Origin of the sequence: Paenibacillus sp. FSL E2-0151 (assembly GCF_037993015.1) — a bacterium.
GTDB classification, from domain to species: domain Bacteria; phylum Bacillota; class Bacilli; order Paenibacillales; family Paenibacillaceae; genus Paenibacillus; species Paenibacillus amylolyticus.
Genome location: NZ_CP150308.1, coordinates 3,002,971 through 3,015,753, shown reverse-complemented (window position 1 = coordinate 3,015,753; position 12,783 = coordinate 3,002,971). Strand labels below are relative to the sequence as shown.

At 45.1% G+C, this 12,783-nt stretch carries 11 protein-coding genes; 2 read left to right on the top strand and 9 right to left on the bottom strand.

The window, feature by feature from the left end; genetic code table 11:
* Positions 1-222: 222 nt before the first annotated feature.
* Positions 223-1,260 (top strand): LacI family DNA-binding transcriptional regulator, encoded by a 1,038-nt coding sequence (locus tag MHI55_RS13905; RefSeq protein ID WP_340390297.1) that lies wholly within the window; start codon positions 223-225, stop codon positions 1,258-1,260.
* A 177-nt stretch (positions 1,261-1,437) separates the two neighbouring features.
* On the opposite strand, the gene MHI55_RS13900 is transcribed toward MHI55_RS13905, so the two are convergent.
* Together MHI55_RS13900 and MHI55_RS13895 are read right to left on the bottom strand one after the other, a co-directional pair.
* Positions 1,438-2,406, bottom strand: a complete 969-nt coding sequence (locus MHI55_RS13900; protein ID WP_340390295.1) for a D-2-hydroxyacid dehydrogenase family protein — start codon at positions 2,404-2,406, stop codon at positions 1,438-1,440.
* 80 nt (positions 2,407-2,486) lie between these two features.
* Entirely contained in the window at positions 2,487-3,068 is a 582-nt protein-coding gene (locus MHI55_RS13895) for a TetR/AcrR family transcriptional regulator (protein WP_017688803.1), read from the bottom strand.
* Positions 3,069-3,309: 241 nt separating this feature from the next.
* Between MHI55_RS13895 and MHI55_RS13890 the strand changes: the two genes are divergently transcribed.
* Positions 3,310-4,530, top strand: a complete 1,221-nt coding sequence (locus MHI55_RS13890) for an MFS transporter (protein ID WP_340390293.1) — start codon at positions 3,310-3,312, stop codon at positions 4,528-4,530.
* Between the two features lies 1 nt (position 4,531).
* Here MHI55_RS13890 and MHI55_RS13885 read toward each other — a convergent pair whose 3' ends face one another.
* The 7 genes from MHI55_RS13885 to MHI55_RS13855 all read right to left on the bottom strand — a co-directional run bounded on the left by MHI55_RS13885 (position 4,532) and on the right by MHI55_RS13855 (position 12,761).
* Positions 4,532-4,693: a hypothetical protein gene (locus MHI55_RS13885; RefSeq protein ID WP_340390667.1), complete on the bottom strand. Its 162-nt coding sequence runs from the start codon at positions 4,691-4,693 to the stop codon at positions 4,532-4,534.
* Positions 4,694-4,724: 31 nt separating this feature from the next.
* Entirely contained in the window at positions 4,725-5,180 is a 456-nt protein-coding gene (locus MHI55_RS13880) for an SRPBCC family protein (protein WP_340390291.1), read from the bottom strand.
* Positions 5,181-5,341: 161 nt separating this feature from the next.
* The gene (locus MHI55_RS13875; RefSeq protein WP_036608620.1) at positions 5,342-6,427 is read right to left on the bottom strand and encodes an HD domain-containing protein; all 1,086 of its coding nucleotides are present in this window, start codon (positions 6,425-6,427) and stop codon (positions 5,342-5,344) included.
* 283 nt (positions 6,428-6,710) lie between these two features.
* Positions 6,711-8,546 (bottom strand): UbiD family decarboxylase, encoded by a 1,836-nt coding sequence (locus tag MHI55_RS13870; RefSeq protein WP_340390289.1) that lies wholly within the window; start codon positions 8,544-8,546, stop codon positions 6,711-6,713.
* Positions 8,547-8,758: 212 nt separating this feature from the next.
* The gene (locus MHI55_RS13865) at positions 8,759-10,096 is read right to left on the bottom strand and encodes a HAMP domain-containing sensor histidine kinase (RefSeq protein WP_340390287.1); all 1,338 of its coding nucleotides are present in this window, start codon (positions 10,094-10,096) and stop codon (positions 8,759-8,761) included.
* A 2-nt stretch (positions 10,097-10,098) separates the two neighbouring features.
* Positions 10,099-10,767, bottom strand: a complete 669-nt coding sequence (locus tag MHI55_RS13860; RefSeq protein ID WP_339301058.1) for a response regulator transcription factor — start codon at positions 10,765-10,767, stop codon at positions 10,099-10,101.
* Positions 10,768-10,796: 29 nt separating this feature from the next.
* Entirely contained in the window at positions 10,797-12,761 is a 1,965-nt protein-coding gene (locus MHI55_RS13855; RefSeq protein WP_340390285.1) for an ATP-binding cassette domain-containing protein, read from the bottom strand.
* Between the last annotated feature and the right edge of the window lie 22 nt (positions 12,762-12,783).

Sequence of the window (12,783 nt, the reverse complement as noted above, 5' to 3'; positions counted from 1 at the left end):
TCTTAGCGGTATTACAAACGATGTAATCCTTGTTATTAACATATATCATGGCAAATATTATTGTAGTCCCATTGAAATTTAATCAGGCGTTGCCATAAATCTGGCCCTTTCACGGGATACTTCATTGTTCAAATGTTATAATCAAGTTATATAACTATCGTGAAGTTCATACATATTCCTAATAATTCGGAATCGTTTCCGATAAAGTGAGGTAACCGTACATTGAGGAAAGAACAGAAACTTACGATCAAGGACGTTGCAGAGCGTGCCGGCGTGGGCATCGCTACCGTATCCCGGGCCATCAACAATTCAGAAGGCATCAGCAGTAAAACACGGGATAAAGTGATGCAGGCCATTGAAGAACTGGGGTTTGTACCCAACACCTCGGCACAGAGTCTGAAAATCCGGCAAACGCACCAGATCGCTCTTGTTGTACCCGACATACGAAACGCCATCATTCCGGAAATCTCCTGGTCTGTAGAGCAAACGGCGAAGCAACATGGGTACCATGTCGTCCAGATCAATACGGCAGGCAATGCCAGAACGGAGCTTGAAACCATTCGTAATGTCAAAAAATTGCATGTGGACGGACTGATCTTCATGCCTCTGGCGTACCCCAAAACGTTACCCGGACTGATTGATAAGGCTCCGCTCCCTATCTCGATGATTAATTACGGCAAAAAACTGGAACCGGGTATGAAAGCGGATATCGTCTCTCTCTCTCAACCTGAAGGCAAATTGGTAATGGAACATCTGTTCAAGATCGGTCGAACTCGAATTGCATATGCGGGAGCACCGAAGGACATTATTGAAGAACGCTTTCTTGCGTATGAGCAAGCTGTAGGCCATGTGGACATTTCTCTCGTATACTTTGGTGAGGACTTTTCATTAAATACAGGTGCCAATGCTGCAGATTATTTCTATGGACTTACGCATATGCCAGATGCCGTCTATGCCATTAATGATATGGTTGCCATAGGATTGGTTAATCGGTTCAAGGAGTTAGGGGTTCGTGTACCTGAAGATGTGGCTGTTGTGGGTGTGGATAACAATCAATGGACAACCGTCACGTCTCCTCAGATTAGTTCCGTCTCCATAATGGGCGAAGAAGTCGCCAGACTTGCTACTGAGCTGTTGTTAAAACGAATTCGGGAGATGAGCACGACCGATTACGAACACATCCAGTTTGAACCGCGCTTAATCGTTCGTGAATCAAGCGTAGCCATGATTCATTCTTCCCAGCGAGGGCCACACAGTTAAATTTGGTGAGGGGGATGGGTCACCGGGATAGAATGTATTTTACATCCGTCCCTTCATTTGTTTACTACACAGATATACTAAAAAGGTGTTGCTCAGGTCTAACTCTTTCCTGGCAGCACCTTATTTGTCGTTGATTCTATATAACTATAGCAGAGTCATACTCCGCATACGTTCATTCTAAGAATGCAGTTGCCTGATCGGTGTTCCCTTCAGGAACATCGCTATATTCTCTACGGTATGATTATAATAGATCTCATAATTGCCACGAGTCACATAACCCAGATGCGGTGTGGCCAGAACGTTGGGCAATGTTCGCATCACATGGTTAACGGGTAGCGGTTCCTGCTCATATACATCCAGACCTGCACCAGCAATCACACCACGCTGCAATGCCTCCACCATAGCTTCCTGATCGACAATGCCCGCTCGCGACGTATTTATTAATAGCGCACTCGATTTCATTTGTTGAAATTCGGCTTGTCCGATCAGATTCCGCGTACGATCACTCAATACCAGATGAATGGATACAATGTCGCTCTGTGCAAGCAGTTGCTCCTTGGTCTCGCACCAGATCACACCATGTTTTTCGGTTTTCTCACGTGTTAGATTCTCGCTCCAGGCCATCACATTCATGCCAAATGCTTGTGCGATCTCAGCCATGCGAGTTCCTATCTTGCCCAAACCGAGCAATCCAAGTGTTCTCCCATGCAAATCCAACCCTACAGTGCTCTGCCAGTTTCGATTGGAGCGAAGTGCATTATTTTCCGTAACCAGTTGTCTGGACAGCCCTAGAATCAGTGCCCATGTAAGCTCCGTCGGCGGATTAGAGCTTCCCTCGGTTCCACACACAATAATCCCGTTCTTCTCTGCAGCCTTTAGATCTATCGACGCGTTGCGCATACCACTTGTAATCAGAAGTTTTAGCTTAGGGAGCTGCGAAATGACCTTCTCTGGAAACGGTGTACGTTCCCGCATCAGAACCACAATATCGAAATCCTGCAATTCCTGAATGACTTTTTCTTCCGAGCCCATATAGTTGTTGAATGTCTGAATCTCCACCTGATCCATCAACGGACTCCAGTCTGCTGACGTCAGCGCGACGTTCTGATAATCATCCAAAACGGCACAGCGCAACTTCGTATCCATTCCTGATCTCCTCCTATATCTGCTCAATTCTTGTCTATATTGTAGCAACTCCGCATCACTTTAAACAGAATAAATCCCTATTACTGCAGCAAAGACAGCGTAACTTGGATGCTCTGCTCTACAAATAAGCGGTCTGGTCCTGATTTCATCAGTACAGTCAGTCCAATCATGGATACTACCAGGGACTGTGCGACCGCACTTGCGTTCATGTCAGTGGACAACTCCCCGCTCTGTTGCCCTCGTTCTATCGTTTCTTTGAAAAGAACACCCAGGTACATCTGATGCTCCCGTGTAAGGACAGCGAATTTGGGATCATGTGGAGCCAGCTCAACCATCGTATTAATGCAAAAACAGCCGTGACTAGGCTCGGTCACACTCCCCTCTGCTCCAATATGTTCAAACAATCCACGAAAGGCTTCCCGTACGGAGGAGCCCTGTTGAAGTCTGGCTCTGACTTGAGCCGCATGCTGAGTGGTATACCTGCGAAGTGCTGTTTCGAATAATTCCTTTTTATCGCCAAAAGCCGCGTACAGACTGGGACGTTGTATGCCCATTGCGGTCGTCAAGTCATTTAAAGATGCCGCTTCGAACCCTTTGTCCCAAAACGTATGCATCGCTGCATCAAGTGCTTTATCCGTATCAAATTCCCGTTGTCTAACCATACAATTCACCTCTTTATGTATCGATCAGTATGTTTATATATTTTAACCTCACTCTTATTACAAAGTCAAAACCTAATAACCGGAAAGGAGTTTTTAGCTATAAATGAATCGAAAAATCTGGAATAGAAGCGATCGCATACCCTCACCCAATTCTCTGTTGACAGAATTCACGCAAATAAAGTATGGTTATTTCGAAACATAACATACTGATCAGTACATAATAGAAAGGTGACATCCATTTATGCAAACTTCTTCTCCAGATGCACAATTATCCAATAAGGATCGTCCTGCCATGTCACGGTTAGTTGCTCTTCTTTTTGCCGTGTGCAGCGGACTTGCGGTCGCCAATATCTATTATGCTCAGCCTTTACTGGACTCCATCGCTCAAGAATTCAGCCTCTCGCCATCATCCATTGGGATTGTCATCACAGTGACTCAAATATGTTATGCCTTGGGGCTATTCCTTCTCGTTCCGCTTGGTGACCTCTTAAATCGCCGCAAGTTGATCATCATTCAAATGCTCTTATCCGTGCTTGCACTGGTTCTCGTAGGAACCGCACAATCCAGCTCACTTTTATTCACGGGCATGGCTGTCGTTGGTTTATTAGCCGTCATTACGCAAACGCTCGTTGCCTTTGCTGCACACTTGGCAGCCCCTTCCGAACGTGGTCGCATTGTCGGGTTGGTAACCAGCGGAATCGTCATTGGCATTTTACTTGCACGAACGGTTGCAGGTACGCTGAACGATTGGCTCGGGTGGAGATCGGTGTATCTCTTCTCCGCCAGCCTTACATTACTCGGAATTGTCGCCTTATATCTTGTTCTCCCAAAGCAGCAGTCCCCACAGGTAAAACAAAGCTATACCCAATTACTCGGTTCCGTCTTGCAACTGTACCGTGAGTTGCGTGTGTTACGAGTACGAGGTGTGCTGGCCATGCTGATTTTTACAGCCTTCAGCATCTTATGGACTTCTATGGTTCTGCCACTAAGTAGCCCTCCACTGTCCCTGTCTCATACAGTCATAGGTGCATTCGGTCTCGCAGGAGCGGCGGGAGCATTGGCTGCTGCCCGTGCAGGTAAACTTGCCGACCGGGGCCTTGGGCAGAAAACAACCGGTGTCGCTCTTGTCATTTTGCTCTTGTCCTGGCTGCCCATCGGTTATGTCCATCATTCTCTCTGGTTTCTGATCCTGGGTGTTATCCTGCTCGATCTCGCCGTGCAGGCCGTACATGTTACCAACCAGAGCCTGATCTACGAAGTTCGCCCCGAAGCGCAGAGCCGCCTGACGGCAGCTTATATGATCTTTTATTCCATCGGCAGTGCAACTGGCTCCATCGTTTCTACCCAAGTGTATGCATGGGCAGGCTGGACAGCCGTTTGCTGGTTAGGTGCTGGCGTTAGTGCAGCAGCCCTTGTATTCTGGATGATCGATCGTTATATGCATCGGAATATCGATCGTTGAATTAGTCCAGTTTATTCCACACCACAATAAAAAGAGTTGCCAACGGACCAAATAACAGGGAAATCAGAAACCAGTTCCGACCACTTCTGTTTTTTCCCTGAGCCAGTCCGGCATTAATCAAGGCAAGTGTGCCCCAACCTACAAAATGTTCATTATCCATCAAATGTCTTCTCTCCTTTATCCCTCAATTCTAGCTACTCTTCAAGCATATCTTTGAGCTTACGATTACGATCCTCCAGAAATGCCTGCATGTATTTCTTCAGCACAAGTCGTTCGGTTGCCCATCCCAGCAATCCAAGTGGAGCTTCGAATCGAAGTGTGTCTCTCATGCAAGTCATCTGATCCCCAATTACGCTGAAATGATGTTCATGTCGCATGCTCTTGAAAGCCCCTTTCTCCATCTGATCCACAAAGAGGAAAGGTCGTTCAAACTGTACAATTCGGGACTTCAACTTCTGTCTGACCCCAAAATGAGTAGCCTGAAATGTAACGGTATCCCCTGCTCCAATTCTTCCTGTGGTTACTCCTGCAACTGCTCGCTCTCTTGTATGTTGCCAGACGGTCTGAGTATGTACATCAATATCCCGGGCATAGTCAAAGCATCGTTCAATCGAGGCATGTATCGTAATCTCGGTTGTCACTTCAATCATGGCGATCGCTCCTTGGCAGGAAAAATAAGGTCTTTGCAAAGTATACGCTTGCTTCCTTGGTCGAACAACACATCTAGGATGATATAACAAAAAACGGGTCCCCTGTCTTCGTACAGGAGGCCCGTTCTCAATATAAGTAAGGAATACAGATCATATTTAGATTAAATAAGCAATTCATCAATGGCAAGCGTACGCTCTTTGGAGAGATCGCGATATTCTTCAGACTCCACTTTGATGAGTGGTTTGAAAATATCAGACGTATTATTCATGACAATAACACCTTTTTCTCCATTGCTGAGCAGAACCTGTTTCCCGATGAAATTAGGAAGCAAATGTTGCATCAATGCCTGAACCGGTTTTTCATTCAGTTTACCAAATCCCATTCCATAGATATCTCTAAGGTTGTTGATCAGATTTGGATTGCTTCCTCCGTGGTTCCCGGATCTCATGCCTATATAGATATCCGCTACAGATACAATCTGTGTATATGGATGAATTTCACTTTTCTCAAGTTGCATCGGATAACCCGACCCATCTTCCCGCTCGTGATGCTGCAGAGCAACCAGTGCTGTCGCTTCATCCGTCATCGAATTTTTGATAATTTCATGACCATATATGGTGTGACGCCGCATTTCAAGCTGCTCATCCGCCGTCAATGGTTCTGTTTTGTTCCGAATCCGGTGGGAAACTTTGCACTTTCCAATGTCATGCAGATAACCACCGCGACTAATCTGATAACTCTCCTTCTGAGAATATCCAAGCCAATTCGCGAGGTAGAATGACAACAATCCTACCTGGATTGAATGTGTATAGTTATTGACGTCATCCCGCTCCAGCATCATCAGGAGATGAACGACATCTTTTTGCTCATCCAGTCCTTCAACCATCGGTTGCAGTGCATCATCCACCATGGTGGCGTTGAACTTGCCAACGGTCAGAGCTTCGAGAAAAGCATTTTGATAATTATGTACAGTCTGAATAAATTGGGACTTCAGCTCTTCTTCAGGCGGTTCTTCCTTCGTAGTTATCCCCGAAGCATGCTTTGCGGCTGCTGCAAAAAATTCTGCTTCAGTGATTTCCTCTTCGCGTGATTCAATATCTACATAATCTACACGGTGCTGCATAAGCAAGGTGATATCCTCACCTTTGATCACAGTTCCCTTCCCGAGAACGTGTAATCCTGCATCGCTGAATGTATCCGCAGTTAGACGGTCTCCGTCTTGCAGGTTCATAATATGGATTCTCAAATCGGTATTCCCCCTGAACAATTCATTATAGTAACAGCACCCAACGGAACGGGGCCACAAAAATACCTATACTTCTTTATATCGTTATAATTCTTCATTTCATACATAGTTCAAACGACCTTAATCACAATGGTAAATACGAACGCCTAAGACTTTATCCTCACTCCAACATCCAAATTAGTCCCGGTTTTAAACTTTTACACACTTTTGTGCCTCATTGCCGTATCAGAGTAAGCCAAAGAAGTTCAAACGCTCCGTTTGAACTTCTTCAAGACATCTCAAATTAGATTTTGATCGAACCCAGACTAGCACCTTTAACAAAAAATCGTTCAATGCTCTTCTCGACCGAAGCATCGGGAATCAGCGGTGGTGCCTGATGGGGTTTGGTACGTGCATCAATAATCACCTGATCACAGCCCCAATGCTTGTGGTCATATCCGCTATTAACCCCGTACATGTCATGTGAAGGGTTGCTGCGAGTAAAGGTTGCCCATAAGAAGTTGCTGAGGTTAGCACTCAGGAACGAACTGTCGTCACATAGAATGATCATCGGACACGAGTCCAGACCTCCCTGTTCTTTCAATAGAGACGTGAATGCTTGCATCTCCTGTGCTGTATCCGCATAACTCGTAAAGGCCGATGTCTGGATCGAAACGATACCCGGCATGATGAGCTGTGGATTCTCATAACCACGAATGTTTTTCAAAGACTCTGGCACTTCCGAACACAGCTCCCGAATCTTGTCGCCATACGCTGCAAAAACGACCTTGCTGCCGCTGTTCAGTCCTGTACCCGAATAATCGAGTGTATCAATCGTTGTATGGGTATGGAAATGAATATCCCGCTGCATATCCATACGCTCCAAGATATAGGTCAGGAATTCAACTTCCTTGTGGGTATCCAGAGGTTGCTGATCCTCAGCAGTAATAAACAGGTACTTCGCAAGACTGAGCTGACCCGTACCCAAAATACGATTGGCAATCGTAAGCAACTCTGTCGGCTGCTTCACCGCCTGATACGGCGTGTAACGTTCACTGCCGATGGCAAACAGTAATGGATGGACCCCTGCCGCATCGACCGCATGCACTTCTTTGACACCTGGAATCTCCTGTTTGATCGCGTCTCCTGTAATCTCATGAATCAAATCACCAAACGCCGTATCCTCTTGCGGCGGACGACCAACAACCGTAAACGGCCAGATGGCATTAGGTTTGGCATAGACTTTATGCACACGCATTAACGGGAATTCATGTGTCAGACTGTAATAACCCAGATGATCACCAAACGGACCTTCGGGTTTTGTCTCACCTGGGTAGATATCACCCGTGATGACAAAATCAGCATCATTACTGATGCAATATCCGTCCTTGTAACTGTACCGGAAGCGACGTCCAGCGAGCAGACCGGCAAATGTCATCTCACTAAGTCCTTCAGGCAAAGGCATAACCGCTGAAAGTGTATGTGCAGGTGGACCCCCAATGAAAATACTCACTTTCAGTGGTTCTCCCTTTTTGACAGCTTTGGCTTGATGTATACCAATTCCGCGATGAATCTGATAGTGTAACCCTATTTCCTTGTTCATTTCAAAATCATTGCCATCCAGTTGAACCCGGTACATCCCCAAGTTTGAATTCATGATTCCTGGTTTTTCCGGATCTTCCGAATAAACCTGTGGTAGCGTCACAAATGCCCCACCGTCCATAGGCCAATGTTTGATGAGTGGCAAGTCCGAGATTTGAATCTCTTGGGCCGACACGGGTAGGCTTATAGACTTCTGTTTTGGCAGCGCCTGCCACGCAGCAAGACCTGTTTGGACATGCTGAAATGGCGTCTTAAGCGCCTTCATGGGATCGTCACGAACAGCCATGACCCGTTGTACACCTTCCAGCGTACCGCGGAACATAAACTTGCTTCGTTCCACCGTGCCGAACAGATTGGATACGGCCTGGAACTTTGAGCCTTTTACATTTTCGAATAACAACGCCGGGCCTTTAGCCTCGTGCACTTTCATATGGATCGCTGCCATCTCCAGATGAGGATCAACCTCTTCTTTGACCCGAATCAAATGACCATGCTGCTCCAGATCGTTAATACAATCTTCCATATTGCGATATTTCATTGGATGGCTCCATTCTCTGTATGATAAATTAATTAAGTTCATAGATTCACATAACGTCTCTTCTATTTTATCAAATGATCCACTGCTAAACAAAACTATATGTGAAATTTTGTCGCAAATACAGATATCAAAAAAGCAATATGGCAGCAATCTGAAGCCTGAACGCACAGGGACCGATTGTTTCCATACTGCTCTCTCTGTTCTGGGTTGCCTTAAGATGTAGGTGTAATGGTCGATCTGGGGATCGTGACAATAAACTGTGTACCTTTTCCTACTTCGCTCTCTACATCAATTGTACATTGATGCAATTTCAATATTTTAATCACAATGGACAAACCCAATCCATTCCCTCGAAGCGAGCTGCTTCGCGCTTTGTCCACCATGTAGAATCGATCAAAGATATACGGGAGTGCTTCCTCAGGTATTCCTTGTCCAGAATCTCTAATCAATACCTTCACAAATGAAGATGACGTCTCAATTTCAACATGAATGGTACCTTGTGGACCGATGTATTTGATCGCATTGTTTATTAAATTTTGCCAGACCTGATCAAACAAATCTTTGTCCACTGTGATCTCGCAGGGCAACAAGTCCAGTTCGATCTGTATGTCCTTCTGTGACCACTGCGGCTCTGCCAGTAAGATCGCCCTTCTTAATTGTTCATCTACCTGGAATGTGGTGAAATGAACCGGATGATGCTCCGAGTCCAGCGAGGCTAGCCGAAGCAGATTATCACTGAGCCTCGATAAGCGCAGCGTTTCCTCATAGATAATATCCAAATGCTCTTTCTGCTCTTCTAATGGAATAACACCATCTTGGAGTGCTCTGGTAAATCCCCTGATCGATGTGAGCGGAGACTGCATTTCATGAGAGACATTGCTGACAAAGTCATCACGAACCAAATCGATTTTTTGCAACTCACTGGCCATATGATTAAAGCTCTCCATCAGTTCCCCAAACTCATCCTGATTATTATGTTTCAAGCGGACCGACAGGTCACCTGAGGACATCTCCTTCGCTGCAACCGTTAATCTCTTAATCGGTTTCACAATGTACCCGGACATGAACAGGATTAATAAGCTGCCAATCACCAGAACCGTTAACAGTGAGGTTAAGAGCGTGTTTCGCAGTGTATGAAAAAGAGAGGAGAAATCGCTTTGAATCAGAAATGTGCCGATCCCCTCGTTTGTTCCAGGAACACCTATGGTCGCGACTCCATCTTTACTGGACAGAAAAATGGCATCCGTTGTACCCGCCTCAAATAACGAATGAACTTTGTCCTCTGGCAAGGAAGATAACACTTCACTTTGTTCATTCACGGGAGTGATATTTAAGCCGTAGCGAGCAAAGATACCTAAGCTTGATTGTACTTTTTCCGGATCATCAATCAGGTTAATCAGTGTAGCGAGATCTTGAGCAAAGGTAACCATAAAACGATTCGGTGTCTTTTCCTGGGACCCGTTATTTATCATAAAGGAGAGAATTAAACTCACCAGAACAATCCCGATAAACGTAGCTACGATGCGAAGTCGCAGGCTTTTCCTAAACATTTTCATGCCCGCTCCAGCCGATAACCGAGTCCTCTTATCGTTGAGATCACTAACTCAGGAACATGTTCAAGGCGTTCCCTTAACCGTTTGATATGTACATCAACCGTACGCTCATCTCCTTCGTAATCGATGCCCCATATGTCATCTATAAGCTGTGTACGTGTGAATATTTTCCCTGGCGAACTCGCCAGAGAAAATAACAATTCACATTCCTTCTTTTTCAATTCGATAGTTTGTCCATCCGAAACAACCATCAGATTGCCCAAATCAATCGTTACACCGCTGATCTGAATCATGTTTGATGAACTTTTGTTATATCGTTTCAGTAACGATTTTACACGCAAGATTAACTCCACAGGATCAAATGGTTTAACCAGGTAATCGTCTGACCCGGCATTAAATCCTCTGACTTTGTCCTTCGATTCTCCCTTGGCAGTCACCATCAGGATGGGAATATCCAGATAAGACCGGATATCTTCCGTCAGTTCAATACCGTCTATTCGCGGCATCATCACATCCACAATCGCCAGATCAACTTTTGTATGCGATAGAATATCTAACGCCTCTTGACCGTCTGGTGCTTCCAGCACGGAGAATTGATTCTTTTCAAGATAGATTCGGATTAATTTGCGGATATGGGAATCATCGTCCACCACCAGAATTGTGTTCATGTAGCCATTATCCTTTCCAAAATTGATATTTATTCGTATCGTAAGGATTCCATCGGGTCCAGCTTCGCCGCTTTTGATGATGGCATCAAACCGGCAACAATACTAATCGCTGTACTTACCACGATACCAAACAAGATATAATATCCCGAGAGATTAATGAGTTTTGCTCCAAACGCCTTGTCCAAAAGAATGTTTAACACATAACTAATGATCACTGCAAAGATTACCGCAATAATACCACTAAATACGCCTAATAAGGCAGATTCGGAGAAGAATATTCGCTTGATATCTTTCTTTCTTGCTCCAATCGCCCGAAGAATTCCAATCTCCTTTGTCCGTTCCACGACACTAATGTAGAGTACTACCAGTATCATAATACCGGATACGATCAACGAAATGCCTGCAATACCCGCAAGTACAATGGAAGCCATACTTACATATGTGGTGATATTCTCCATGACCTTGGCCATTTGGGAGCCTGCGAAACCAGCGTTTACAGCAGCTTCATTGATATCATTTACATATTTCATATCGGTTGCATAGGCGTTAACTTGAATTGGCCCGATCGTTATTCCTTTGTCCGTATACATTTGCTCCAACGTCTCTGATGAGATGTATCCCGGAGATTGTTGCATTGGAGATTGCGGATCTGCAGCTTCGTAGATCCCTGAGATCGTTACTTCTTTCTCCAAGGTCACTGGTTTATTATTGCCATCCATCTCATTGATATATAGAAACACAGACTTGCCGATCATGGTTTCAGCTTGATCATTTCCGCTTAATTTATTTGCTGTATCAAGGGGTAACAACATCTCATTTTCTACCGGCAGAACACCAGTTGTCATCAGTGCTGGATCAAAAGCATCCGTTAACGTTGTTAACTGTGTGAGTCCTACACTTTGTTTTTCATTCACCATAGTCGATTTGCCTGTAATGGTCGTGATCGTCTCTACATGATCCACATTAGGAAAATTGCGAATCGTCTCAACATCAGCTTCGGTGAACGATTCACCTGGTGCAATCAAGGCCTCGGGACCTTGCATATCCTTGGCTTCTTCACTCGGCTTTGTTATATCCACAAGCAAAGGGTCCATACTTGAATTGATTTCGTCATTCATATATGTTGTTATTCCATTCCCCAAGGAGAGCATCAGGAGTACACTTAATATACCTATAGATCCACCCAATGCTACCAGTACATTACGCTTGCCGTTGAGTTTCATATTTTTAAGTGCCATCTTGAATGAAGCAAGCAAGCTCAGGCTCCGGGAAGAATCCTGACTACTCTCGTAAACAGCCGTAGAAGGATCTTTCAGGTGAATATCGTCACTAATACGCCCCTCTTCAACCTTCACAATCCGTGTACCGGAGTCAGCGACTTTCTGCGAGTGAGTAACGGCAATCACCAGCATTCCCTTTTTGGCTATACTGTCGAGCAAAGCGAGGATTTGATCTCCGTTTTCCCTATCCAGAGCACCCGTCGGTTCATCTGCAAGAATAATATCCGGATTGTTGGATAACGCCCGTGCGATGGAAACGCGTTGCTTCTGACCGCCAGATAACTGGTTGGGACGTTTGTTCAGATGATCCTTCAGTCCCACCTCTGTCAATATATCAACAGCACGTTGGTTGCGATCCTTCTCATTGGTATCCGTCATTTGCATCGCAATCGTTACATTTTCGAGGACAGACAGATGCGGGATCAGATTGAAATTTTGAAAGACAAAGCCGATATTATTCTTCCGATAATCATCCATTTCCTTCTCTGTCATGGCACTTAAGTTCTTGCCACGAACAACGACGTCCCCTTCATAATCGGAGTCCATGCCACCAATGATATTCATCAGTGTCGACTTACCACAGCCAGATTCGCCGAGGATGGAGACAAATTCCCCTGTCTCAAAACTCAGGTTCAAACCGTGGAGTACGGGAACTTTTTCTTTTCCATATAAGGTGTATGATTTCTTCACATTTTTAACTTCTAGTATTTTCATATGGATCTCTTCCTCTCCTGAT

What these genes read in the sequence shown, in the direction of transcription:
- MHI55_RS13880 (WP_340390291.1), bottom strand. Translation starts at nt 5,180, where the DNA reads ATGATTGAAGTGACAACCGAGATTACGATACATGCCTCGATTGAACGA.
- MHI55_RS13855 (WP_340390285.1), bottom strand. Translation starts at nt 12,761, where the DNA reads ATGAAAATACTAGAAGTTAAAAATGTGAAGAAATCATACACCTTATAT.
- MHI55_RS13900 (WP_340390295.1), bottom strand. Translation starts at nt 2,406, where the DNA reads ATGGATACGAAGTTGCGCTGTGCCGTTTTGGATGATTATCAGAACGTC.
- MHI55_RS13890 (WP_340390293.1), top strand. Translation starts at nt 3,310, where the DNA reads ATGCAAACTTCTTCTCCAGATGCACAATTATCCAATAAGGATCGTCCT.
- MHI55_RS13865 (WP_340390287.1), bottom strand. Translation starts at nt 10,096, where the DNA reads ATGTTTAGGAAAAGCCTGCGACTTCGCATCGTAGCTACGTTTATCGGG.
- MHI55_RS13860 (WP_339301058.1), bottom strand. Translation starts at nt 10,767, where the DNA reads ATGAACACAATTCTGGTGGTGGACGATGATTCCCATATCCGCAAATTA.
- MHI55_RS13870 (WP_340390289.1), bottom strand. Translation starts at nt 8,546, where the DNA reads ATGAAATATCGCAATATGGAAGATTGTATTAACGATCTGGAGCAGCAT.
- MHI55_RS13895 (WP_017688803.1), bottom strand. Translation starts at nt 3,068, where the DNA reads ATGGTTAGACAACGGGAATTTGATACGGATAAAGCACTTGATGCAGCG.